21 protein-coding genes and 4 tRNA genes are annotated in these 23,679 nt (G+C 69.4%); 12 read left to right on the top strand and 13 right to left on the bottom strand.

The window, feature by feature from the left end; genetic code table 11:
* From nrdI to MHY20_RS06610, 3 genes are all read right to left on the bottom strand, one after another.
* A complete protein-coding gene (nrdI, locus tag MHY20_RS06620) occupies nucleotides 1-408 on the bottom strand; it encodes a class Ib ribonucleoside-diphosphate reductase assembly flavoprotein NrdI (protein WP_183377190.1) in 408 nt (135 codons plus the stop codon).
* A gap of 61 nt (nucleotides 409-469) precedes the next feature.
* Nucleotides 470-730, bottom strand: coding sequence for a glutaredoxin-like protein NrdH (gene nrdH, locus MHY20_RS06615; protein ID WP_239375764.1), 261 nt, complete (start codon nucleotides 728-730; stop codon nucleotides 470-472).
* A gap of 368 nt (nucleotides 731-1,098) precedes the next feature.
* Nucleotides 1,099-2,433, bottom strand: coding sequence for a Gfo/Idh/MocA family oxidoreductase (locus MHY20_RS06610; RefSeq protein ID WP_239375762.1), 1,335 nt, complete (start codon nucleotides 2,431-2,433; stop codon nucleotides 1,099-1,101).
* Between the two features lie 196 nt (nucleotides 2,434-2,629).
* On the opposite strand from MHY20_RS06610, the gene MHY20_RS06605 reads away from it, so the two are divergent.
* Together MHY20_RS06605 and MHY20_RS06600 are read left to right on the top strand one after the other, a co-directional pair.
* Nucleotides 2,630-3,268: a lysophospholipid acyltransferase family protein gene (locus MHY20_RS06605; RefSeq protein ID WP_239375760.1), complete on the top strand. Its 639-nt coding sequence runs from the start codon at nucleotides 2,630-2,632 to the stop codon at nucleotides 3,266-3,268.
* Nucleotides 3,265-3,651, top strand: coding sequence for a universal stress protein (locus MHY20_RS06600; RefSeq protein WP_239375758.1), 387 nt, complete (start codon nucleotides 3,265-3,267; stop codon nucleotides 3,649-3,651). The genes MHY20_RS06605 and MHY20_RS06600 overlap by 4 nt, the downstream gene beginning before the upstream one ends.
* 168 nt (nucleotides 3,652-3,819) lie before the next feature.
* Here the strand turns inward: MHY20_RS06600 and MHY20_RS06595 are convergent, their stop codons facing one another.
* Nucleotides 3,820-5,274 (bottom strand): catalase, encoded by a 1,455-nt coding sequence (locus tag MHY20_RS06595; RefSeq protein ID WP_239375756.1) that lies wholly within the window; start codon nucleotides 5,272-5,274, stop codon nucleotides 3,820-3,822.
* Between the two features lie 43 nt (nucleotides 5,275-5,317).
* Nucleotides 5,318-5,773: a Fur family transcriptional regulator gene (locus MHY20_RS06590; protein WP_239375754.1), complete on the bottom strand. Its 456-nt coding sequence runs from the start codon at nucleotides 5,771-5,773 to the stop codon at nucleotides 5,318-5,320.
* 97 nt (nucleotides 5,774-5,870) lie between these two features.
* Between MHY20_RS06590 and MHY20_RS06585 the strand changes: the two genes are divergently transcribed.
* Nucleotides 5,871-6,812: an NAD(P)-dependent oxidoreductase gene (locus tag MHY20_RS06585; RefSeq protein ID WP_239375752.1), complete on the top strand. Its 942-nt coding sequence runs from the start codon at nucleotides 5,871-5,873 to the stop codon at nucleotides 6,810-6,812.
* 56 nt (nucleotides 6,813-6,868) lie between these two features.
* On the opposite strand, the gene MHY20_RS06580 is transcribed toward MHY20_RS06585, so the two are convergent.
* From MHY20_RS06580 to MHY20_RS11755, 3 genes are all read right to left on the bottom strand, one after another.
* Nucleotides 6,869-6,941: transfer RNA gene (locus tag MHY20_RS06580), tRNA-Glu, on the bottom strand.
* Nucleotides 6,942-7,032: 91 nt separating this feature from the next.
* The gene (locus MHY20_RS06575; protein WP_239375750.1) at nucleotides 7,033-7,722 is read right to left on the bottom strand and encodes a response regulator transcription factor; all 690 of its coding nucleotides are present in this window, start codon (nucleotides 7,720-7,722) and stop codon (nucleotides 7,033-7,035) included.
* 51 nt (nucleotides 7,723-7,773) lie between these two features.
* Nucleotides 7,774-9,066, bottom strand: coding sequence for a histidine kinase (locus MHY20_RS11755; protein WP_239375748.1), 1,293 nt, complete (start codon nucleotides 9,064-9,066; stop codon nucleotides 7,774-7,776).
* 126 nt (nucleotides 9,067-9,192) lie between these two features.
* Here MHY20_RS11755 and MHY20_RS06565 point away from each other — a divergent pair, with 126 nt between their 5' ends.
* From MHY20_RS06565 to MHY20_RS06550, 4 genes are all read left to right on the top strand, one after another.
* Nucleotides 9,193-10,935 carry an alpha/beta hydrolase gene (locus tag MHY20_RS06565; protein WP_239375746.1) on the top strand — a complete coding sequence of 581 codons (1,743 nt, stop codon included), beginning with the start codon at nucleotides 9,193-9,195 and terminating at the stop codon, nucleotides 10,933-10,935.
* Nucleotides 10,936-11,002: 67 nt separating this feature from the next.
* Nucleotides 11,003-11,075, top strand: a tRNA-Thr gene (locus tag MHY20_RS06560).
* A 208-nt stretch (nucleotides 11,076-11,283) separates the two neighbouring features.
* Nucleotides 11,284-12,501 (top strand): FAD/NAD(P)-binding oxidoreductase, encoded by a 1,218-nt coding sequence (locus MHY20_RS06555; RefSeq protein ID WP_239375744.1) that lies wholly within the window; start codon nucleotides 11,284-11,286, stop codon nucleotides 12,499-12,501.
* A complete protein-coding gene (locus MHY20_RS06550; protein WP_239375742.1) occupies nucleotides 12,494-12,796 on the top strand; it encodes a hypothetical protein in 303 nt (100 codons plus the stop codon). Before MHY20_RS06555 ends, MHY20_RS06550 begins: the two co-directional genes overlap by 8 nt.
* Before the next feature lie 40 nt (nucleotides 12,797-12,836).
* Here the strand turns inward: MHY20_RS06550 and hrpB are convergent, their stop codons facing one another.
* A complete protein-coding gene (hrpB, locus tag MHY20_RS06545; protein ID WP_239375739.1) occupies nucleotides 12,837-15,476 on the bottom strand; it encodes an ATP-dependent helicase HrpB in 2,640 nt (879 codons plus the stop codon).
* A gap of 42 nt (nucleotides 15,477-15,518) precedes the next feature.
* On the opposite strand from hrpB, the gene MHY20_RS06540 reads away from it, so the two are divergent.
* Nucleotides 15,519-16,319, top strand: a complete 801-nt coding sequence (locus MHY20_RS06540; RefSeq protein ID WP_239375737.1) for an HAD-IIA family hydrolase — start codon at nucleotides 15,519-15,521, stop codon at nucleotides 16,317-16,319.
* 94 nt (nucleotides 16,320-16,413) lie between these two features.
* Nucleotides 16,414-16,487 (top strand) — tRNA-Asp (locus tag MHY20_RS06535).
* Between the two features lie 145 nt (nucleotides 16,488-16,632).
* Here the strand turns inward: MHY20_RS06535 and MHY20_RS06530 are convergent.
* The 3 genes from MHY20_RS06530 to MHY20_RS06520 all read right to left on the bottom strand — a co-directional run bounded on the left by MHY20_RS06530 (nucleotide 16,633) and on the right by MHY20_RS06520 (nucleotide 19,146).
* A complete protein-coding gene (locus MHY20_RS06530) occupies nucleotides 16,633-17,058 on the bottom strand; it encodes a hypothetical protein (RefSeq protein WP_239375735.1) in 426 nt (141 codons plus the stop codon).
* Between the two features lie 4 nt (nucleotides 17,059-17,062).
* Nucleotides 17,063-18,280 (bottom strand): glycosyltransferase, encoded by a 1,218-nt coding sequence (locus tag MHY20_RS06525; RefSeq protein WP_239375733.1) that lies wholly within the window; start codon nucleotides 18,278-18,280, stop codon nucleotides 17,063-17,065.
* Between the two features lie 80 nt (nucleotides 18,281-18,360).
* Complete coding sequence (locus tag MHY20_RS06520) at nucleotides 18,361-19,146, bottom strand: PIG-L family deacetylase (RefSeq protein WP_239375731.1); 786 nt, start codon at nucleotides 19,144-19,146, stop codon at nucleotides 18,361-18,363.
* Between the two features lie 164 nt (nucleotides 19,147-19,310).
* Here MHY20_RS06520 and MHY20_RS06515 point away from each other — a divergent pair.
* Nucleotides 19,311-19,383 (top strand) — tRNA-Phe (locus tag MHY20_RS06515).
* A gap of 100 nt (nucleotides 19,384-19,483) precedes the next feature.
* Here the strand turns inward: MHY20_RS06515 and MHY20_RS06510 are convergent.
* On the bottom strand, nucleotides 19,484-20,263 hold the full coding sequence (locus MHY20_RS06510; protein WP_239375729.1) for a hypothetical protein: 780 nt from the start codon (nucleotides 20,261-20,263) through the stop codon (nucleotides 19,484-19,486).
* 335 nt (nucleotides 20,264-20,598) lie between these two features.
* Between MHY20_RS06510 and MHY20_RS06505 the strand changes: the two genes are divergently transcribed.
* Both MHY20_RS06505 and MHY20_RS06500 read left to right on the top strand, forming a co-directional pair.
* On the top strand, nucleotides 20,599-21,513 hold the full coding sequence (locus MHY20_RS06505) for a hypothetical protein (RefSeq protein ID WP_239375727.1): 915 nt from the start codon (nucleotides 20,599-20,601) through the stop codon (nucleotides 21,511-21,513).
* 302 nt (nucleotides 21,514-21,815) lie between these two features.
* A complete protein-coding gene (locus tag MHY20_RS06500; protein ID WP_239375725.1) occupies nucleotides 21,816-23,489 on the top strand; it encodes a formate--tetrahydrofolate ligase in 1,674 nt (557 codons plus the stop codon).
* Nucleotides 23,490-23,679 lie beyond the last annotated feature (190 nt).

The raw sequence follows: 23,679 nt of genomic DNA, 5'->3' as shown, positions 1-23,679 counted from the left end.
TCAGTTGTGCCAAAACCGTTCCAATCCCTGTTTCACCTGGTCGACATCCTGCGGGGTGCCGAACAGCTCGAATCGATACATGTGCGGGACCTGGCATTTGGCGGAGATGATGTCTCCCGCCTTGCAGTAGGCCTCGCCGAAGTTGGTGTTGCCACCCGTGATGACACCGCGAATCAGAGTGCGGTTGCGCTTGTCGTTCAGAAAGGTGATGACCTGTTTCGGAACAGCGCCCTTGACGGTGCCGCCCCCGTAGGTGGGGACGACCAGCACGAACTCATCCTCCATCACGAGAGGATCCTCCGTGCGTCGCAGAGGGATCCGATGGACCGAGTCCTCGGAGTAGTCGAGCTTGTCGACGAACCTCTTGGTGTTGCCTGAGACGGACGAGAAGTACACGAGGCTGCCCATTGCGCGCTTCCCTGCCCTTTCTTGCTCGATGTGGTGGGTGCGGCCTGCCCGGCCGACGGGGTCAGACTGCGCGTGCATGCGCCGCGGTGTCCGCCATCTGTGCGGCGGTGGCCTTGATCTTGTCGGGGCGGAAGCCGGCCCAGTGATCGATCGAGGTCATCACGACGGGCGCCTGCTGGTAGCCGAGGGCCTTGACCGTGGCGAGGGCGTCAGCGTCCTCGGTGAGGTCGACGACGTTGAAGGCAACGCCGGCCTTGGTGAACGCGCGCTTGGTCGCATCGCACTGCACGCACATCGGCTTCGAGTAGACGGTGATCTCCATGGTGACAAGCTGCCTTTCGCTGAGGGACGGGAAGAGCTGAGGGGGCTGGTCTCCTTGTGGATGACCAACGGGGACAACACTACACCTAGTGTCTGAGGCTTTGCCAGACCACTAGATGTACTGAATTACATGGATGTGGTGTGGAGGCATTGTGGATGGAGGTGGACCCTGTGTGCACAGTCCGCGCCTCTCCCGCCCAAACCCGCAGGCCGGCCGTGGATAACCCTGTGGACGAGCGGAGCGGGCCGGTCACGACGGTGGATATCTCGTTCAGAGAACCGGTGGGAAAGCTCTCAGGAAGCAGAGCGCCCGGGTGCAGAACTCGTCTGCGCCCGGGCGTGTCACGCACTGGGATGAGAACGGAGCACTCAGCTCTCGGTCCCGCGAGGAGACTCGCTCGCCTCAGGGGCCGCGTCCGCGGGGGCAGAATCGTCAGCGTTCTCGGGGGCATCGATCGGTTCGGGCACGTCCTCGACTGCCGGCATCGGTTCGGCGGCGTCGTCCGCTCCGTCACCAATCTGGTCGTCTGCCCGGCCGTCCGCTGGGTCGTCCGCCGAGTCAGCGTCGGGGTCGTGGTCGATGTCGCGCCCGTCGGCCTCCGCGATCTGGGCGAGGAGCGTGCGCGCGACCTCGGCGTCCAGCAGCGCGTCCTCCACGGTGCAGCGCGGCGCCGCCCCCTCCGTGATCGTCGCGGCGAACGCCTCGTACATGGCGTACGCGGGCGAGTGCTCCGAGTCGATCTCGGTGGTGACGACCTTGCCGCTGGTCTTCTGCGTCACCGAATAGCGGCCGCACACGTCGAGGTCAGCAGGGTTCGGCAGGTCCACGCGGCCCTGGCGGCGCACGCCGACGAACCGGATCGAATCCCGCAGCTGCGGCGCGAACGGCAGATAGTGCCACACCATCCGCACCCGCGCGCCGTCCTCCAGGGCGCCGAGCACTTCGAACGACCCGGGGGTGACGGTCTCGGGCCACTGCCGAACCGCGTGCAGCTCGGTCATCGCGCCGTACACCGAGCGCAGCACCCCGAGCTGCACGGCCAGACCCGACAGGATGCCCTTGAGCAGCAGGTCGCGGTCCCGCTGGTTCGCGCCCGGGCCGGCAGCAGCCTCCAGCGCCGCATCCATCGCTTCGCGGCGGTGGGTGCGCTCCTCGAACGGCAGGTCGTACGCCGCGGACGTCACGTGGTGGTTGCCGTAGAGGGCGTTCATCGCCGGCATCAGCGTCTCGAACTCGATGATCCGCAGGTCGCGGGCGGTGTTGTCGTCCTCCATCTCCACGAGCGCCTGGTCATGCGCCTGCGCGTTCGCCACCGTCACGAGGGACCGCCCGGTCATCCGCTCGAACTCCGCGATCCGGTTGATCTCCTCGGCGCCGTAGCCGACGGGCGGCTCCAGCAGCACGTGGATGCCGCGCTTGATGATGGCGAGGACGTCGTCGGCCTTGACCCCGTCGGCCGCGTACACCACGGCGTCCACGGCGAGGTCGCGGGCGCGCACCGCCGCCATCAGGTCCTGGACGGACGCGAAGCGGGCGTCCTCGCCGAGGCGCCACTTCTCCCCCACGTCCTGACGGCGGCGCTCGGAGATGTCCACGATCGCCACGGTCTCGAACCGGTCGTGCCGGCGCAGGATCATGGGCAGGTGCACGGACTGGGCCATCGAGCCCAGCCCCACGACAGCGACGCGGATGTTGTCCGCCATTGGTCCTCCCGGGGTCGGCCGGCGCCGCACCGCCCCGGTCTCGGCAGTCGGGGCCGACGGGTGCGCGCTCTCAGCATGTCCCGCCACATTAACGCACGCCCAGCGGAAGCCTCGCATCCCAGGCGCCCCGTCCCGCCCATGCGGGCGTACAGTAGAGAGGTCCCCGCTCCCCCACGCCGCAAAGGATGCGCGCCCCGTGTTCTACGAAAACGCCCGACGGCTCCTCGTCCCCGTGGTTCGTCTCCTCTGGCGGCCCCGCATCGCCGGGCTCGAGAACGTCCCCACCAGCGGGCCCGTGCTGCTCGCCTCCAACCACCTGGCGAACATCGACTCCCTGGTGATCGCCGTGATCGCCACCCGCAAGGTCCGCTTCATCATCAAGGACGAATACTGGAAGCGCACCGGCCTGAAGGCCCGCATCCAGCAGAGGTTCTTCGAGTCGATCGGCTCCGTCCCCGTGGACCGAGGCACCCTGAAGTCCGCCCGCGGCTCCCTCGAGGCCGCCCTCGAGGTCCTCACGGGCGGGGACGTGTTCGCGATCTACCCCGAGGGGACACGGTCGAAGGACGGCCTGCTCGGCAAGGGCAAGCAGGGCGCAGCGTGGCTGGCGCAGAGGTCCGGTGCGCCCGTGGTCCCCGTCGGCCTGAAGGGCACGGAGAAGCTGTGGAACAAGGGGCAGATCCTGCCGCGCCTGCACCGCTTCTCCGTCTCCTTCGGCGCGCCGATCGACTTCTCCGACCTCGAAGAGATCCCCAGTGAGGCCGCCCGGCGCCGCGCTATGACCGAGCGCATCATGGATGAGATTCAGGCACTGTCCGGACAGGAGCGTCGATGAGCATCGTCGTCGGCTACATCCCCACCGCTGAGGGCGACGCCGCCCTGGGCGCGGCCCTCGCCTGGGCGGAGAGCTCCGGCTCGTCCGTCGTGATCGCGAACCTGCAGCGCGGCTCCTCCCCCGATCCCCGGCACGCCACTGCGGACCAGCTGGAGTCGGCCCGCGCCCGCGGCACCGAGGCCGGCCTGTCCGTCGCGGTGCGCACCGTGCAGGTGCCGGAGGACGTCTCCACCTCCACCGCGCTGATCCGCCTGGTGGAGGAGGAGGGCGCCGACTCGCTCACCATCGGGGTGCGCCGCAACCGCGAGTTCGCGCCGCACCTGCTGGGCTCCACGGTGCAGCACATCCTGCTCGACGCCCCCTGCGACGTCCTCGTCGCCTGAGCCCCAGCACAGCTTCCCAGCGCTGCACCCTCACGTCCCCGAACAGACAGCAGACGACCCGCTCAGCATCATGCTGGACGGGTCGTCGTGCATTCCCCAGGCCCCCACCCGGGCCACCGGTCACCCGGCGGTCACGGGTGGGCCCTGCGGGACACGCGGCTCAGAAGCTCACGCGCCCTTGACCTTCGCCTCGATGCGCTCACCGACCTCCTGGTCGATGTTCTTCCAGTACTCGAACACGCGGCTGAGGACCGGCTCCGGGATGTCGGCGACACCACCGGCAACGGTCTCGATGAGGCCCTCGCGCTCCTCCTCGGAGAACACCTCGCGCACCAGGATGCCCGGCTGCACGAAGTCGCTGTCCTCCTCGTGGAGGGTGTACGCGGCGCGGATCATCTCGCCATCGGCCTCCCAGCCGGTCTCTGAGACGACCTCGCCCTCCTGGTAGGCGCGACCGAACGAGTTCGGGCTGTACACCGGAGCGTCACCGCTGTGGTGGAACTGCATCGCACCCTCCTTGTCATAGGAGTTGGTCGGCACGATCGGGGCGTTCACCGGCAGCTGGTTGAAGTTGGTGCCCAGGCGGTTGCGCTGTGCATCCGGGTAGGAGAAGGAACGGCCCAGCAGCATCTTGTCCGGCGACAGGCCGATGCCCGGCACCAGGTTCGACGGGCTGAACGCCGCCTGCTCGATCTCCGCGAAGTGGTTCTTCGGGTTGCGGTTCAGCGTGAAGTGACCCACCTTGATCAGCGGGTAGTCCTTCTTGGAGATCGTCTTGGTGAGGTCGAACGGGTTGAAGCGGTAGGTCTTCGCGTCCTCGTACGGCATCACCTGCACGTGCACATCCCACTTCGGGTGGTCGCCGCTCTCGATCGCCTCGAAGAGGTCACGGCGGTGGGCATCGGCATCCTCACCGGCGATGCGCTCGGCCTCCTCGTTGGACAGGTACTCCACACCCTGCTGCGTGTGGAAGTGGTAGCGCACCCAGAACTTCTCACCGGACTCGTTGACCCACATGTAGGTGTGCGAGCCGTAGCCGTTCATGTGGCGCCAGGTCTTCGGAAGACCGCGCGGGCCCATCAGGTAGGCGACCTGGTGAGCGGACTCCGGCATGAGGGTCCAGAAGTCCCACTGCATGGTGGCCGAGCGCAGACCGGAGTCCGGCAGACGCTTCTGCGAGTGGATGAAGTCGGGGAACTTCATCGGGTCGCGGAGGAAGAACACCGGGGTGTTGTTGCCCGTGATGTCGTAGTTGCCCTCCTGCGTGTAGAACTTGAGGGCGAAGCCGCGGACGTCGCGCCAGGTGTCGGGCGAGCCGAGCTCACCGGCCACGGTGGAGAAGCGGGCCAGCATCGGGGTCTTGCGACCCTTCTGGAACAGGTCCGCCTTGGTGTACTGCGAGACGTCCTCCGTCACCTCGAGCTCACCGAAGGCGCCGGAGCCCTTGGCGTGGGGGCTGCGCTCCGGGATGCGCTCGCGGTCGAAGCGGGCGAGCTTCTCAACGAGGGCGATGTCGTGCAGGAGCAGCGGGCCGTCGTGGGAGACGCTGAGGGAGAAGCGGTCGGACTCGCGGGGAGCACCGTTCTCAGTAGTGGACTTGGCCTTCGGATCGAAGCTGGTCATCATTCCTCCTTGGGGATCTGTGATGAACGATCGGTTCGGTGGGTCAGGAGCGAGCTGCGCAGTCGGGACACAGGCCCCGGTAGGTCACCTCGGCTTCGTCGACAGCGAATCCGTGGGACTCGCTCTCGGCGACGGGGATGCACGGAGCCTCACCGACGGCGCACGGCACGTCCTCCAGGCGGCCGCAGCGGCGGCACACGAGGTGGTGGTGGTTGTCGTGTCGGTGGAGCTCGTACAGTGCGCGGCGGCCGTCGAGGCTGACCTTGCGGGCCAGTCCCGCGTCGGTCAGGGCTGCGAGAACGTCATAGACGGCCTGCTTGGAGACGGCCCCGAGCTTGGCCCGCACCTCGGCGGCGATGACCTCGGCGTCCACATGGGCGCTGGAGGCCAGGACCTCGAGTGCGGCGATGCGCGGTGCAGTGACGCGCAGCCCAGCGTCGCGCAGCGCCTGGACCCAATCGGTCCCGGCGCGCTCTGCGGCGGTGAGGGATGCTGTCATGGCGATAACAGTAGCAACATTTTCTGGACACAGTCCAGGAAATGACTGCCTCCATTCACTTGGTGTTCACCTCGTGGGCCCGACCTAGGGTAGGACCATGACCACCAGCTCTCCTGAGACCCGCGCCCCGATCCGCCCCACGCGGCTCCTGCTGACCGGACGCTTCGCCCGGCGGGTCCATGAGCACCTCGAATCCTGGGGGACGCCCATCCGGCTGCGCCACGCAGCCGAGCCGTCGGCTGAGGACCTCAGCTGGGCGGACTCCGTCGCCGGCTGGCCGTTCCCCGATCCGGACGGCACTGGCCGCTACGTCTGGGCGCACACGATGAGCGCCGGTCTCGACGCCTTCGCGCCGTACACGGACCGCTTCGAGGTCCTCACCCGCACGATCGGCACGATGCCCGAGCAGATGGGCCGGTACGCGCAGGCGTGGGTGCTCAACCACTGCCTGCACACCGCTCACTATGTGCGTGCGCAGGACCGCCGCACGTGGGAGCCGCGCCGCACCGCCCCGCTGCCCGAGCGGGCGGTGGTCCTCGGCACCGGCCCGATCGGCGCAGGGGTCGCACGAGCACTGGAGTCGCTCGGCATCGCAGTGGTGGGCGCGAACCGCTCCGGTCGGGACGCCGACGGGTTCTCCCGCACCGCACCGCTCAGGCAGATCCATCCGGAGCTGGAGCGCGCCGGCGTGGTCGTCTCCGCCCTGCCGGGCACGGAGGAGACAGCGGGGATCCTGAACGATGACCTGTTCTCGCACCTGGACGAGGCGCTGCTGATCAACGTGGGCCGCGGTGTGAGCCTGGATGAGGCGGGGCTGCGCCGGGCACTGGATGCGGGCCGAGTGAGCGGGGCGGTACTGGACGTGTTCGAGACGGAGCCGCTGGATGAGGACTCGTGGCTGTGGGGCGATGAGCGCATCCACATCACGCCGCACATCTCGGCGCAGACCCGGCCCGTGGACATCGCCGCCGCTCTGCATGAGGCGGTGCTGGCGTTCGAGCGGGGCGAGGAGCCGCCGACCGCTGTGCACCTGGCCTGAGGGCCCCTGAAGAAGCGAAGAAGCCGCCTTCCGAAGAAGACGGCTTCTGCTCTGTGTACCCCGTACGGGATTCGAACCCGTGTTGCCGGCGTGAAAGGCAGGTGTCCTAGGCCGCTAGACGAACGGGGCGTACCGGTCCGACTATAGCGGCACCGCGCCACCGCGGCCAACCTGGGATTCCGTCGCGCGTGAGCGATGTCTCCGCGAACGCCCGGCCGTATCAGAGGTCGACCGTCAGCCCCGCCTCGTGCGCCACGATCGCGATCTGCACCCGGTTGGTGCATTCGAGCTTCGCGAAGATCTTCGAGATGTGCGCTTTCACCGTTGCTTCACTCATGAACAGGCGCTGTCCGATCTGCGCGTTGGAGAAGCCGGCGCCCACGTTCGCGAGCACCTCGGTCTCCCGCTGCGTCAGCTTGTCCAGGCCCGGCACCTCCGGCGCGGCCTGCGCGGGGTTCGCGTGCGTGAAGTGCTCCAGCATGCGGCGGGTCACCGCCGGCGACAGCATCGCATCGCCGCGCGCCACGACCTCCACCGCGCTGATCAGATCCCGTGGCGGCGTGTCCTTCAGCAGGAACCCCGCGGCCCCGGCCTCCAGGGCAGCGAACACGTACTCGTCCAGGTCGAAGGTGGTGAGCATAATGACTCGCGGCGATTTCGGCAGCGCCTTCACACTGCGCAGCGCGGTCAGGCCGTCCACCTTCGGCATCCGCACGTCCATCAGGAGCACGTCCGGGTAGTGGCGGTTGACCAGGTCCACGGCGTCGGCCCCGTCGGCCCCCTCCCCCACCACGGTGATCGTGGGGGCGGATCCGAGGATCATGCTGAGGCCGGCGCGGACCAGGGAGTCGTCGTCGATGAGGACCACCCGGGTGGGGCGGTCGGCGGGTGCGGAATCAGAAGCGGTCATAGCGTTCCTCGGATCGTCAGCAAGGCGGGGCGGGCGGCGGGCGGATCGGGGTCAGGAGGTGGGGCAGGCGCCCCAGGGGATCTCAGCGCGGACGGTGAAGTCCCCACGGGCCGACGGGAGAACACGGAACGTGCCGCCGGCCTGCTTGACCCGCTCCTCGATCCCGACCAGTCCCATCCTCGCACCCGGGAGGGAATGGTTCGGGTGGTCGGGGATCCGATTGTGCACCTCGATGCACAGGGCGCGCTGCCCCGCGGCCTCGGACCCGTCGGCCCCCTCCAGCGGGCACCGGCCGATCACGACCAGTGCCGCGCGGTTCAGCGCGTGCTTGTGGACGTTCGTCAGGCATTCCTGCAGGACCCGGTAGGCGGTGCGAGCCACCGCCTCGGGCACAACCGCATCGTCGCCGAGGCGGTTGTCGAGTTCGATCCGGGCGCCGGCATTGTTGGAGGTCTCCACCAGGCCGATGACATCGGACCAGGCCGGCTGCGGCGTCAGGGGCGCGCTGGTGTCCTCGTCCCGCAGAACCCCGAGAACCTGCCGCAGCTCCGTGAGCGCGTTCGATGCAGTCGACCGGATCAGCGCGGTCCCCTCCGCCATCTGTTCGCGCGTGAGCGAATCGTTCACCTCCATCGCACCGGCCTGCAGCGCGATCAGGGAGATCTTGTGCGCCACGATGTCGTGCATCTCCCGGGCGATGCGGGTGCGCTCCGATGCCCGGGCCTGCTCCACGGCGGCTCTGCGGCCCTCCTGCGCGATCCGAAGCCGATCCTCCATCGCCGCGGTCCTCTCCCGCCGCATCGCGACATAGATGCCGATCGCCATCGCCAGGCTGAGCGACAGCAGGGCGATCAGCTCCAGGGAGGTGATCATCACCGCTTCGAAGGTAGGGGTGATGGGGTCGTTCGCGAACTCCGGGTCGTTGATGAGCCGCTCGCGTTCGCCCGTCAGGAAGTAGGAGCCGACGTTCCACGCCACGTGCGCGGTGATCGTGCCGCCCAGCCAGGCGCCCGTCCGCATCCGGCTGGGCTGGCGCTTCGCGTACCCGTACATCGCGATGTGGGCGAACGGGAAGCGGCCGAAGCTCAGCAGCATGACCAGCGGCAGGCTCCAGCGCCAGGTGCGGTGCCGGGTCAAGAGGAGCGCGAAGCACACCGTGGAGATGACGAACCCCATCACCTGTCGCCACGTCACGGTGAGGAACTGCAGGACCAGAAGCATGGCCAGCACTTCCAGTGCGAAGAGGATGCAGATGACGATCGTGCCCAGGCGGGGACGGACGAAGCGCACGAAGCGCAGGGCGGCGTCATCCAGAGCGGAAGCGGTGGGGGCGTCGGTGTTCACGACCTCAGTGTGGCGGCCCGTGACTGCTCGCCGCCAGCTCCGAGGACCACCGCTGGCCCAAAGTCGTACCCGTCATGGCAGACAGTCGATGCCTGAACGCCTCCTCCGGGCCGCTCGGGTGGTTCAATGGCAGGCACGACACCGGATACGAAGGACACCATGACAGTGCATTCGCCTCGCCGACGCCGCAGTGCCGCGGCCCTCATCGCCTCAGCCGTGCTCGCGCTGTCCGGCTGCGGGTTCATCTCCTCCCTCAGCGGCGACGGCGACACGGACACGACCAAGCCCGGAACCGCTCCCGGCATCACCGACGCGAAGCTCGACGAGCCGCGCAGCCTCGACGGTGCCTCCCCGATCGGCCCCGGCACCGACGGCATGGCACAGCTGACCGGAGCCTCCCCCGTCGCCACCGACTCCGACGCCCTCAAGCTCACGGTCGACCCCCGCACCGACGGGGCCTACGCGAAGTACTACTCGCAGAAGATCGAATGGAAGGGCTGTGAGAAGCCCGAATGGCGGCAGGCGCAGTGCGCGACCGTGACGGTCCCGCTGCAGTGGTCCGACCCGTCCAAGGGCGACATCGAGCTGCAGCTGACGCGGCGCGCCGCCGCCGATGGTGAGAGGAAGGGCTCGATCCTCATCAACCCGGGCGGGCCCGGTGGGTCCGGCGCCGACATGGTCGGCAGCTACGGTGATTACGTCGTCACCGACACCCTGCGCAGCAGCTTCGACATCGTCGGCTTCGACCCGCGCGGTGTGGCCGACTCCCACGGCATTCGGTGCATCGGCGATGACAAGATGGACGCCTGGATGGACGGCACCTACTTCTCCTCCGACCCCGATGACGTCGAGGGGCAGGCCAAGGAGATGAAGGAGGCGTTCGATCAGTGCGCCCAGAACTCCGGCGACATCCTGCCGTACATGGACACCTTCTCCTCCGCCCGCGACATGGACGTGATCCGCGCGGCGCTCGGCGAGGACAAACTCGACTACCTCGGCTTCTCCTACGGCACCTTCCTCGGCGCCACCTACGCCGAACTGTTCCCGGACACCACCGGCCACTTCGTGCTGGACGGCGCGCTCGACCCGCAGCTGACCGGCGACGAGATCGCCGCCGGGCAGGCGCGGGGCTTCCAGGCTTCCCTGGAGAAGTTCGCGAAGTTCTGCATGGACAGCGGCTCCGAATGCCCGCTGACCGGCACCCCCGAAGAGGGCGCCCAGCAGATGATGGACTGGGCCTCGAGCCTCGAGGACAAGCCGTTGAAGGGCCCCGACGGCCGCTCCCTCACCCCGAACCTCGCACGCACCACCATCATCTCGATGATGTACAACACGCAGAACTGGCAGCCGCTGCAGAACGGCCTCAACCAGGCCATGAAGAACGGCGACGCCACCACCATGATGATGCTGGCGGACTTCGCCACCGAACGGAACCAGGACGGCACCTACAAGGGCAACTCCACCTGGTCGATCAACGCCGTCAACTGCCTGGACCGCCAGTACGTGACGGACCAGAAGTGGATGGATGAGGAGTCCGAGCGCCTGAAGAAGGCGTACCCCGCCGTCGGCGATCAGATGGCCTACACCGGAGCCATCTGCGGGTCCTGGCCGCAGAAGCCGGTCCGGCAGGCCGCCACCATCGACGCCGAGGGCGCCGGCCCGATCGTGGTGATCGGCACGAAGAACGACCCCGCCACCCCGTACGAGTGGTCGGTGAGCCTCAATGAGCAGCTCGCTGACTCCACCCTCATCACCTACGACGGCTGGGGCCATACCGCCTACGGCTCCTCCGGCGGCTGCGTGGAGGACGCGGTGGACGAGTTCTTCCTCAACGGCACCAAGCCGCAGGACGGCCTGACCTGCTCGTGACCTGAGCGACAGTTCCCCCGACCGCTTTGCCCACCCGTTGAGGCGCTGTGTAGATTAGGGAGGCGTTGCCTCCTTAGCTCAGTCGGTAGAGCGTTTCACTCGTAATGAAAAGGTCGCCGGTTCGATTCCGGCAGGGGGCTCCGAGAGAAGCGGCCCGCTCCAGCACACACGCTGGGCGGGCCGCTTCGCTGTGCAGTGAGGGGGCCGACGGGTGCCGCCGCCCGCCGAGTCCGAGCCTCCGCTGGGAGGCCGGCGGTGAAGCTGAACGCGCACCCAGCGCGCGGGCCTACCGTGGGGAGAGGACCAATCCCAGGGGCGGCTGTCTGAGCCGCCCGGCGAGGAGGAGACATGACCGAGCGGCAGTCGTTCGACTACGTCATCATCGGCGGCGGCATCGCCGGCGCAAACGCCCTGGCGCGCCTGCGGGAACTCGACCCCGACGCCACCTGTGCTCTGTTCAGCGCCGAGAAGAACCCGCCGATCTACCGGCCCGTCCTTTCCAAGGACCTGTGGCTGGACGGCGAGGAGACCGCTGAGGGCAACCACCTCGTCCCCGCCGGCGATGAGGACCTCGTCCATCTGCAGACCCGGGTGGAGTCCCTGGACCCGTCGGCCAAGCTGCTGACGCTGAAGGACGGCACCGAGGTCGAGTACGGCGCCCTGCTGCTGGCGACCGGGATGTCGCCGGTGAAGAACGGCATGGCGCCGTCGGACCGGATCGCGTTCTTCCGCACCGAAGGCGACTACGACAGGGTGCGGGAGCTCGCGAAGCCCGGTGCGCACCTCGTGGTCGCAGGCGGCGGCTACATCGCCACCGAGATGGCGGCCGCGCTCGTGCAGCAGGACGGTGTGGCGGTCACGTTCGTGACGCCGTCGCTGCCGCTGCTGGGCCACATGCTGCCTGCTGAGCTCTCCGATCGGATCACTCGGCGCTTCGAGAAGGCGGGCGTGCAGCTCGTCACCGGCCGAGTGGAGACGGTGGAGAACACCACCGACGGCGTCCGCGTGCAGCTGGAGGACGGTCAGTCCGTCGCCGGTGACGGCGCAGTGATCGGCATCGGCGCGTTCCCCAACGTGGGGCTGGCGAAGCGGGCCGGTCTCCACATCGACGAGGCCACGGAAGGCGTCCGCGTCGACGCGGGCCTGCGCACCTCCCATGACAGCATCTTCGCCGCCGGCGACATCGCCACCTACGAGGACTCCGCGCTCGGTGTCCGCCGCGTGGAGCACGCCGATCAGGCGGAGCGGATGGGAAGGGCCGCCGGCAAGGCGATGACCGGCGCCGAGGTGAACTACACCCGCACCCCCATGTTCTGGTCCGACCTCTTCGAGGACGGGTACGAAGCGGTCGGCGAGATCGACTCGTCGCTGCAGACCGTCGTGGACGCCGGGAACGACGACCTCGACACCGCCGCCGTCTACTACCTGAAGGACGGGGTGGTGCGCGGAGTCCTCACCTGGAACGTGTACGGGAAGATGGATCAGGCGCGCCGCCTGATCAAGCGGACCGTCACCGAGCCGGTGCAGGACAGCGCGTCGCTGAAGGGCGCCGTCCCCCTTGCCTGATCGTCCCCGCGGCCGCAGCAGCACGATCGCGATCCTCACCGGGATCGGGATCCTCGCCGTCGGCGTCGGCATCATCGCAGCCGCCGCCCTGTGGAACGGCCACCTCATGTCCCTCTACGGCGCCACCAGCGCCTGGGTGGGGATCCTGTTCGTGCTCGGCTGGGCGGTGTGCCTGCTCGGCTCCGCCGTGTTCTCCGTGGGGCTGCTGGCGAGCTTCGTGATCGCCTCCGGCGCCTCCGCCCGCAGCCGGGCCGCGAGCGCCCGCGACCTGGAGGGCGAACGGATCGTCCCGTAGGGGACGCGCTACAGCCGGGCGGTCCTCAGCGGGGCGGTCCTCAGCGGGGCGGGCGGCGCTTGGTCCGCGCCGTCGCCTCCGCACTCCACGGGTCCTCCGGCCACGGATGCTTCGGGTAGCGCCCCCGCATCTCCGCCCTCACCTGTGCATACGCACCGTCCCAGAACGACGCCAGGTCATCGGTCACCGCCAGCGGCCGCCGCGCCGGCGACAGCAGGTGGAACTGGATCGATGCCGCGCCGTCCGCGATCCGCGGTGACTGAGCCAGCCCGAACATCTCCTGCAGCTTCACCTCCGCCACGACCCGGCCCGGGGCGGAATGCTCGGCCCCGTCGCTCGCGTCGGCCCCGTCGGCTTCCTCCAGCGGCGGGTAGGTGAGCCGGATGGCGGAGCCCGACGGCACCTCCAGCCGCTCCGGCGCCAGCTCCCTCAGGCGGCCTGCGGCGGGCCAGGGCAGCAGGCGCTGCAGGATCGGCAGCATATCGATGGCCGACGGGCGCACCGGTTTCCCGCCGATCCCCGCGAGGCGGTCCAGTTCCGGCGCCGCGACGTCGTCGAGCCGGGCGATGATCGCTGCGTCCGACAGGTCAGGCCACGGCTCCCCCAGCGTGCGGTGGAGGAACTGCACCCGTTCACGCAGGGAGCGGGCGGCGTCACTGAAGCGGAATGCGCCCAGTCCCTGCTCGCGGATCCCGTCGATGACGGCTGCGCGCGCCTCAGGCCCCTCCGGCCGTGCCGGTGCACTGGACAGGGTGATGGCGCCGAGGGAGCGGATGCGCCGCGCCTGGGCACCCTGCTCGGTGAATCGGGTGGTGACGCGGTCGGCCAGCAGGTGCTCTCCCATGCTCAGCGCCGTCTCCTCCGAGATCGCGGCGGCGAGCCGCGCCACCGCACCGGTTCCGGCGGCGGCGCGGGCCTGCGACCGGCCGGAGTGCGCCACCACGATCCACTCCTGGGTCGCGAGGTGACCGGCCGGCACGCCCACACGGGTGCCGGAGGCGAGGAGGAAGGATGCGGCTCCGTCGGGCCCATCGACCATGCGGCGGGCGATGTTCAGCGGGAAGGCGCGAGCGATGACCCGCCCGACGGCGTCCGGGTCAGTGCCCGACGCACCCGCACCCCCGCCTGTTCCTGAGCCCGAGCTTGAGCCTGAGCCTGTGCCGGTGCCTGCGGATCGCGCGGCGATGCGGCGCAGGCGCTCCGCTTCCCGCTGATGCTTCCTGTCACCGCGGGCGGCGGCGAGCGCGCGGTCCGCTTCCAGGGACGCGGGGCGCCCGTCGGCCCCCAGCAGCGCGATGACGTCAGCGGCGAGCTCCCCCTCCCCCGCGGACGCCGAGTCGAGGAGGGCACGGGCGAGGCGCGGATCGGTGGGGACGGCGGCGAGCATCCGGCCCAGTTCCGTGGCGTGCCCGGTCTCCGTGAGCGCGCCGATGGCGGTGAGGTCAGTGCGAGCATCGGCGGCGGCGCGCGGATTGAACGGCTCGAGCATCCGCAGTCCCTCCCCGCCCGGGGCGCCCCAGCAAGCGGCGGTCAGCATCGCGCCGGTGAGGTCCGCCGTGGTGACCTCCGCAGCGGCGGCCTGGGCGGCGCCCGCAGCGGTCGACGGGTCGCAGCAGCGGATCACGGTGCCGGGGCCGAGCCGTGCGGCGCGGCCGGCGCGCTGCGTCATCGACGCCTTGGATGCCGTCAGCGTCACCAGTCCGGTCATGCGCCGCAGGGAGTCGCGGCGCGGCTCCCGTGCCAGGGCGCTGTCCACCACCACGCGCACACCGGGCACGGTGAGGGAGGACTCCGCGAGGGCTGTGGAGACGATGATGCGGCGGCCGGGGGCGTCACCGCCGGAGACGATGCGGTCCTGCTCGCGAGGCGGCACCTGCCCGTGCAGTTCGAGGACCTCCACGCCTGAGTCGGTGAGGCGGTCGCGGATCCCGTCGGCGCAGCGGCTGACCTCCCGTGCCCCGGGCAGGAACACCAGCACATCGCTGTCCGGATGGGTGCGGTGGGCGTCGGCGGCGGTCGCGGCGACGTGCTCGAGGAATGCCGGTGTGACGCCGCGGTCATCGAGCCGAGGCCCCGGCGGCGGCGCCCACTGTTCGGTGAGGGGGTGCAGGGCGGTGGGCGAGTCGATGACGGGTGCGCCGTCCATGAGGCGGGAGAAGCGGGCGGCGTCGAGCGTGGCCGAGAGGGCCAGCAGGCGCATGTCGCCGCGCAGCTCCCGCACATCCAGCAGCATGGCGAGCGCGAGGTCGGAGTCGAGGGCGCGTTCGTGGACCTCATCGAGGATCACCGCGCTGACACCGGTGAGCTCCGGGTCCGCGAGGAGGCGGTTGATGAGGATGCCGGGGGTGACGAACTCGATGATCGTGCTGGGACGGGTGGTGGACTCACCGCGGACGCTGAACGCGACGGCGCCCGTCGGCAGGTCGGGGCAGAGCTGGTGGAGGCGACGGGCGGCGGCGCGCGCGGCCACCCTCCGGGGCTGGGTGACGATGACGCGCCCACCCGCGAGGTTCGCGACCAGCGGCGGGACGAGGGTGGTCTTGCCGGTGCCGGGCGGGGCCTGCACGACCGCGGCGGCGTCCTCGGCGGTGAGGGCGCGGGCGAGGTCGTCCAGGACGTCGGCGAAGACGAGGCCGGAGCCGATGGCGGTCAGGTCGAAGGGAGTCTCGGGGAGGTGCACGCACCCATTGTGCCCACTGCCGGGATGAGCGATCATGGTCACATGAAGATCGACCGCACGCTCGCTGACGTCCAGACCTGGCTGACCGATATGGACGGCGTCCTCGTCCACGAGAACCATGCGCTGCCGGGCGCGGCGGAGCTGATCGATCACTGGCGGGAGAAGGGGCAGCGCTTTCTGGTGCTGACCAACAATTCGATCTACACCCCGCGCGACCTCAACGCGCGCCTGCAGGCCTCCGGCATCGACATCCCGGAGGAGTCGATCTGGACGTCGGCGCTGGCGACCGCGCAGTTCCTGAAGAAGCAGCTGCCCGGCGGCCGCGCCTACGTGATCGGCGAAGTGGGCCTCACCTCCGCGCTGCACGACGCCGGGTTCGTCATCACCGACACGAAGCCGGACGTGGTGGTGCTCGGCGAGGTGCGCACCTACTCCTTCGAGGCGATCACCCGCGCGATCCGTCTGATCTCCGAGGGCGCCCGCTTCATCGCCACCAACCCGGACGCGACCGGTCCGTCCCGAGAGGGCATCGTGCCCGCCACCGGCGCGGTCTCGGCGCTGATCACGGAGGCGACGGGCCGTCACCCGTATGTGGTGGGCAAGCCGAACCCGATGATGTTCCGCTCCGCCCTCAACCAGATCGAGGCGCACTCGGAGACGACCGCGATGATCGGCGACCGGATGGACACCGACATCGTCGCCGGGATGGAAGCCGGCATGCACACGATCCTCGTCTACACGGGCATCACGCAGCCGGGCACGCTGGAGCAGTTCCCGTTCCGTCCCGACCAGGACTTCGACGGTGTGGCGGAGCTGCTGGAGGAGCTGAAGGACCTGACCTGACCTGTGCGATCAGAGTCACAGCCCCAGGATTGGCGCTCGGCCCTGGGGTCGCGTAGAGTATTTCTTGTCGCTCCGAGAGGGGCGGAAAAAATGAGGCCCTGTAGCTCAGTTGGTTAGAGTGCCGCCCTGTCACGGCGGAGGTCGCCGGTTCAAGCCCGGTCAGGGTCGCAGGACGAACAAGAGCCCCACTTCGGTGGGGCTCTTGTTGTTTGTGCGGACGCGGACGCGCAGCGGCTCCGCGCTGAACGGTGTCCGCGTTCAGGCGGGGCCGGCTGCGCTGACTGTGCCGCAGGTCATGACCGAGTGAGCGCCCTCACCAGCGGGACTTCTCCATCGCCTCCACGGCCGCGTCGTCCTCCCGCCACGGCTTCTCCACCAGCAGGGTGAACACCCAGAAGACGATGGTGAAGCAGATCGCTGCGGCGATCACGATCCCGCCGCCCAGCAGGATCGTGCCGAACAGCAGCGCCGCGAGCGGCGGCAGCGCCAGGTCCACCACCGTCACGGCAGTGCTGCCGGGGCGGGGGTGGCGGCGGCGCAGCGCCACCACGTGGAACATCACCGCGCTGACGGTCTCCACCAGGATCATGGCGACGAACGCGAAGGTCAGCGCGTGGGAGAGGGTGATCTCGCTGATGGCGCCCGTGGCGGAGGTGGCGAACAGCATCAGCGCCACGAACACTGCCTTGATGGCGCCGGAGATCATGTGGCCGGTGAGGGTGGCCGAGAAGCTCGGCACGCGGTCATCGTAGAGCGCTTGATTCATAGGAGTCCTCCAACTGTTCGGCGGCGCATGCCCAGGTGCGGCGCTGCGCCCGCTCGGCGGCGGAGCGGGACAGTGACTCGAGGGCGGCGGGGCTGGTGATGAGGGTGCGGATGCCGTCGGCCCAGGCCGACGGGTCCCGGGTGTCCATCAGGATCCCGGTGACGTGGTCGATGACGGATTCGCGCATGCCGCTGGAGCGGTGCGCGATCACGGGGGTGCCGGAGGCCGCGGCTTCGATGTTGATGATGCCGTAGGTCTCCGAATAGGACGGGTTGATCAGCAGGTCACTGCCGGCGAGGAGAGCGGCGAGGTCCTCCCGGTCGACAGCGCCGACGAACCGCACCCGGTCGCTGACGCCGAGTTCGGCCGTCAGGGCGTGCAGCCGGCGTTCGTAGTCGCGGTAGTCCTCGGCGGCGGCTCCGGCGATGGTGAGCGTGACGTCCTCGTCGCGGAGGGCGGCGAGGATGCGGATCGCCTGGTCGATGCCCTTGAGGGGTTCGAGGCGGGCCACGCAGGCGAGGCGATGGGGCCCCTCCCCCTGTGCTGCGGCGGTGGGCGCGGCACCCGTCGGCCCGCTCGGTACGGCCTTGCGGGGGTGGAACAGGTCGAGGTCCACCCCGGGGCGGACCACGTCGATCGCATCCGGGTCGGCGCCGCACCGCTGGATGATCATCTGCTTCTCGGTGTCGGAGACGGCGATGACGAGGTCCGATTCTGCGGCGGCGCGCTGCTCCCCTGCCCGGCGGCCGTCCGATTCGGGCTGCTCGCCGGCGTCGAGGCCGTCCTCGCCCACGGCCGCGGCCACGGAGTGGTAGCTGACGGCGTGCGGGATGCTGCGGCGGCGGGCGATGTCGAGGACCGCGGCGGCGGAGAACCAGTGGTGGGAGTGGATGATGTCCACGCCGTCGCCGTGCTCCTCACACCAGGTGTCGAACGCGTCGGCGAACGGGGCGATGAGGCGTTCCGCCTGCGGTTTCGGAACGGTGACGGGCGGCCCCACCGGCAGGTGGTGGAGGGTGACGCCGGGGTGGACGTCGCGTCGGTCCGGCTGGTCGGGGGCGGTGCGGCGGGTGACGAGGTCGACCTGCCAGCCGCGGTCGGCGAGGGCGGCGGCGATGCTGGATACCATCACGTTCATGCCGCCTGCGTCCGCGGAGCCGGGGCCCGCGATCGGGGAGGTGTGGACGGTCACCATGACGACGCGGCGCCCCGCGGGGGCAGCGCCGCCGGGTGCGGGACGGCAATCTGGAGCGGGGCGGCCGACGGGTGCCCCACTCATGCACCGACCTCGACGCCGCGCAGCCCCACGCTCGTCTCGATCGGGGTGCGCTGCCCGCCCACGTGGACGAGCTCGTCGCCGTCGACCCGCATCTGCGTCGGGTAGTGGGCGAGCGCACGCTGCGCTGCCCGGAACCCGTCTGAGGCGTCCAGGCGGGTGAACCCGGCGTCGCTCTCGGGGCCGACGGGTGAGAGCACCTCCAGCATCGGCAGGCCCGTGACGCGCGCCGTTTCGACCGCGACCTCGTGCGCCCGCACATGGTCGGGGTGGCCGTAGCTGCCGTACTGGTCGTAGGAAATGATCGCGGTCGCGCCGAAGTCAGCGGCGAAGGCGGAGGCATCCGCGGCCGCCTCCGCGATCGGCGCGGCGGTGAAGGTGCGCTCATCGGTGGTGTCGGCGGGGCCGGCCACGCCCGGTGCGACCCACTGCATGCCAGAGTCGCGGTAGTGGCGGGGCTGGGCGCCCTCGCGCAGGGCCGGCTCAGTGCCGAGGTAGGCGTGGGCATCGACCGCCAGTTCCCGCAGCGAGCCGGCGAGTTCGCGGGCGCGGACCGTGACGAGGTCGTCCCCGTCGGCCAGCGTCCCCGGCACGTATTCGCCCTCCTCCCCGCGGGTGCAGGTGAGGACGGCGACGGCAATGCCGCGGCCGGTGGCCCAGGCGGTGAGTGCACCGGTCTGGGCCGCTTCGTCGTCGGGGTGGGCGTGGATGAACAGGAGGCGGTGCTGATCTGCTCGGACGTCACTGCTGGTGAGGGCGGCGATCAGCGCGGAAGAGGTGCTCAACGGGTCGTCCTGGGGGTTCGGGGGTGGTGCCCTCAGCGTAGTGGGTGCGCCTCCACCCGGGTTCGGGCGTGGCCTCCCTCTCAGTGGGGCCGACGGATTCGCGCCGCGCATCGGTTCTTGCTACTCTGATCTGGTTCGTGAGCACCACTGAGTGTTCGTGACACGGCTCTGTAGCTCAGTTGGTAGAGCGTTCGACTGAAAATCGAAAGGTCACCGGATCGACGCCGGTCGGAGCCACTGGAACCCCCGCGTAGCTTCTACATCGCGGGGGTTCCTTCATGCCCGGGGGCATGCACGAAGCTGCAGCGTCAGAGCGGCCCCCCAGCCACCACCGCCGTCAGGACAGGCGGATGCTGTTGACGAACGACTTGAACTCCGCACTCTGCGCATAGCTCGGCGTCACCATGCCGCGCATCACGTGGTACGCCTTGTGCTCCTCCACTTCGATCATCATGAGGATCGACACCGCCTTCGCGCCGGTCTTCTTGATCTTCACGGCGATCAGCTTCGTGAACGCCTTCTGACCGGTCGAGATGTCCCACTGCTTCACCGCTCGGCTCTCGACGAACTCGAGATCGGAGGCGTTCTTGATGTCCTTCTCCCAGTTCGATGCCTGGGTGTACGGGCCGCCGCGCAGCTTCACCACGTCGGTGATCCGCAGGTAGCCGTGGCGACCGTTGTTGATGTCGTACCCGGCGACGTCGCGGCTGTCCAAGCGGCTCTTCTGCACCGGCGTCCACGTCTTCGGCACCGTGTACTGGAAGCGGCCCGTGGCGGCCTGAGCACCGGAGGCCTTCTCCTGCCGGAAGTCTCCGTTGCCGTCACCGCTCGGGACGGTGTCGCCGGAGTCGTCACCGCCGAACGGATCGCTGCCCTGGTTCTGGCCATCGGTGCTCTGGCCGTCGTGGCCATCGCTGCTCTGGCCGTCGTCGCCATCGCTGCTCTGGCCGTCGCTGCCGTCGCCCTTGGCGTCCTTCCTGCTGCGGTCCTGGTCGTCCCCGTTCGTGTCGTTGTCGCCGTCGCCGCCGAACAGCTCAGAGGGATTGCAGCCGGTCGCCGCGGCGAGGACGAAGCCGGAGCCGGCAAGGGTGAGGAATCGTCGACGATTGATGGTCATGATGCGTCGCCTTCAACGGGGCCGCTGATCGCCAACGGCCGATGACCCCGACGCTACGGATACCCGGGCACCGACACGATGGGCACCGAAGGACACCGCGACCTGGGCTTCCATCCCCGAGCACCAGTGCCCGGGCACCGGTGTCCATGCCGCAGACTCTGGATGGCCTGCACCGCTGGCCGCTGTGCCCGGGGAGCTGCCCGTGACCTCACCGTGACATTCCTCCCGGTGATCGTGGCGGGCGCCACATGCATCTGATTGAATCAAGTGACGCCGCCGCCCCCGTCGGCGCACCACCCGGGCCCGCTGGCTCGGACCGACCGAAGGAGCACACCATGGACAATCTTCCCGGCTGGGTCATTCCCGCGATCATCATCGCGCTGGTCCTGCTCGCCCTGATCATCCTCATCTCCGTTCTCAGCTCCAAGAAGAAGCAGCGACAGGCCGAAGCCGACCGCCGCGAGGCAGCTGAGCTGCGCCAGAGCGTTGCCCAGGACCGCACCCGCATCGAGGAGGACGAGCTCGCAGCCCGCGAGTCCGAGGTGCAGGCCGACCGTGCCCGCCTCGAGGCCGAGCGCCAGAAGCGCGCCGCTGACGAGCAGGCTGAGCGCGCCGCTCAGCAGAAGCGCGACGCCGTCCAGGCCCGTGAGGACCTCGATGACCGCCTGCGCCGCGCCGATGAGCTCGACCCGGACACCAATGCCACCGGCCGCCGCCGCGCGGACCGCCCCGCCGCCGATGCTGACCACCGCGACGCGGTCGACCATGACCGCCGCCTCGACGAGGAGCACGTGGAGCACCGCTCCGAGGGCCGCCCCGCCGCCGTCGTCGGCGCCGACCAGGACAGCCGTGATGACCGCCTCGAGCGCCACGAGGACCGAGAGGTCCGCACTGACCGCGTCGAGGATCGCACTGATCACCGCGACGACTCCGGCTACGAAGACTACTCGCAGACCGATGACCCCCGCCTGTACGACCGCGGCCCCGGCGACGCACGCCAGGGCGACATCGACGTGGACACCCGCGCGGGCAGCGACGCCGGCTACCAGGACTTCTCGCAGGAGGTCCAGGTCGACGACTCCGGGTACCAGGACTTCTCGCAGGACACCCAGGTGGACGACGCCGGCTACCAGGACTTCTCGCAGGACGCCCAGGTGGACGACTCCGGCTACCAGGACTTCTCGCAGGACGCCCAGGACGACCTCGGTGATCGCCACGGTCGCCACGAAGGCCGCCCAGACGGCCGCTGACCCACCAGCAGCCGCCCACTGACGGGGCGGGGCAGGACCAACCGGTTCCGCCCCGCCCCGTCTGTTCGCCGGGATCCGTCGGCCGGCCTCCCCTCGGCGCCGACGGGCCCAGATGGGAGCGTCCTCACAGCCGCCCATAACGGGCACGCCCCCGTTCGTGACGGGGGCCATACGGCACCGGTTCCGCACAGCAACCGCTCAATGCGCGGGCTTAGCATGAACATCAGCTGGCCCCGCCCGGGCTGAACGAATGAGCCCTGGCAGCGGACAGTTCGACTTCTACATCGTCAAAGGAGATTCGAATGACGGCTTCTGAGAACCCGGATCTTAAGATCGCACAGGCGCACACCCTCAAGCCCATCGGCGAGATCGCCGAGAAGGCCGGCATCCCCGAGGACGCCCTCATCCACTACGGCAAGCACATCGCCAAGGTGGACATGAAGAAGATCGGTGAGCCGAAGGAGCCCGCAAAGCTGGTTCTCGTCTCCGCTCTCTCCCCGACCCCCGCCGGCGAGGGCAAGTCGACCACCACGGTCGGTCTGGCGGACGCCTTCAGCCTCAAGGGCAAGAACACCATGGTCGCCCTGCGCGAGCCGGCCCTCGGCCCGATCATGGGCGTTAAGGGCGGCGCGACCGGCGGCGGCTACGCCCAGGTCGTCCCGATGGAGAACATCAACCTTCACTTCACCGGTGACTTCCACGCCATCCAGATCGCGAACAACACCCTCGCGGCCCTCGTGGACAACAGCATCCACCAGGGCAACCCGCTGAACATCGACCCGCGTCGTGTGCAGTGGAAGCGCGTTGTGGACGTCAACGACCGCGAGCTGCGCAACATCGTCGTCGGCCTCGGCGGCCCCGCCCAGGGCGTCCCGCGTGAGGACGGCTTCGACATCGTCGTCGCCTCCGAGATCATGGCCGTGCTCTGCCTCGCCACCGACCTCAAGGACCTCGAGAAGCGCATCGGCGACATCGTCGTGGCCTACAACTACGACCGCGAGCCCGTCACCGTGCGTGAGCTCGAGGTGCAGGGCGCCATCACCCTGCTGCTGAAGGACGCGCTGAACCCGAACCTGGTGCAGACCCTCGGCGGCACCCCGGCACTGGTGCACGGCGGCCCGTTCGCGAACATCGCGCACGGCTGCAACACCATGATCGCCACCAACCTCGCCCGCTCCCTCGGCGACATCGCCGTGACCGAGGCCGGCTTCGGCTCGGACCTCGGCGGCGAGAAGTTCATGGACATCAAGTCCCGCTTCGGTGACTTCGGCCCGGACGCGGTCGTCATCGTCGCGACCGTCCGCGCTCTCAAGATGCACGGCGGCGTCAAGAAGGACGACCTCAACACCGAGAACGTGGACGCACTGCTCGAGGGCACCTCGAACCTCCGCAAGCACGTGGAGAACGTCCGCAAGTTCGGCGTGGAGCCCGTCATCGCCCTGAACCGCTTCCCGAACGACACCGAGAAGGAGATCAAGGCGGCTCTGGACTGGGCTGAGGAGAACGGCTTCAAGGCTGCTCTGTCCGAGGTCTGGGCCAAGGGCGGCGAGGGCGCACTCGAGCTCGCCGACCAGGTGCTGAAGGCGATCGACGAGCCGGTGAAGTTCGCTCCGATCTACGACACCGAGGACGGCATCGAGAACGCCATCGAGACCATCGCCAAGGAGATCTACGGCGCGTCCGAGGTGCAGTACGTGGGTTCGGCTCCGGCCGCACTGCGTCGCCTGAAGAAGAACGGCTGGGACAAGATGCCGGTCTGCATGGCGAAGACCCAGTACTCCTTCTCCGATGACCCGACGAAGCTCGGCGCTCCCGAGGGCCATGTCCTGCACATCCGCGACCTCATCCCCAAGCTCGGCGCCGGCTTCGTCGTCGCGCTGACCGGTGACGTCATGACGATGCCGGGTCTGCCGAAGCAGCCTGCAGCTCTGCGCATGGGCCTGGACGACAACGGTGAGGCGTTCGGTCTGTTCTGATCGGATCAGGTCAGGCACCCGGTCCGAGTCGGCTCAGCTGAGCCCGACCGGCCGGGAGCCCTGATCACCTGACAGCGGCGGCCGACGGCTGCTGGCCCTAGATGGGGCCGGTGGACGTCGGCCGCTTTGTCATGCCCGGCGGCGTGGGCCGCCCCACCCTCTCTCCCCCGCCCCCACCTGTTTCCGAACG

Origin of the sequence: Helcobacillus sp. ACRRO, from assembly GCF_022347125.1 — a bacterium.
Taxonomy (GTDB): Bacteria; Actinomycetota; Actinomycetes; order Actinomycetales; family Dermabacteraceae; genus Helcobacillus; species Helcobacillus massiliensis.
Note: the sequence above shows the minus strand (reverse complement) of the source record. Positions and strands in the feature narration are given on the sequence as shown.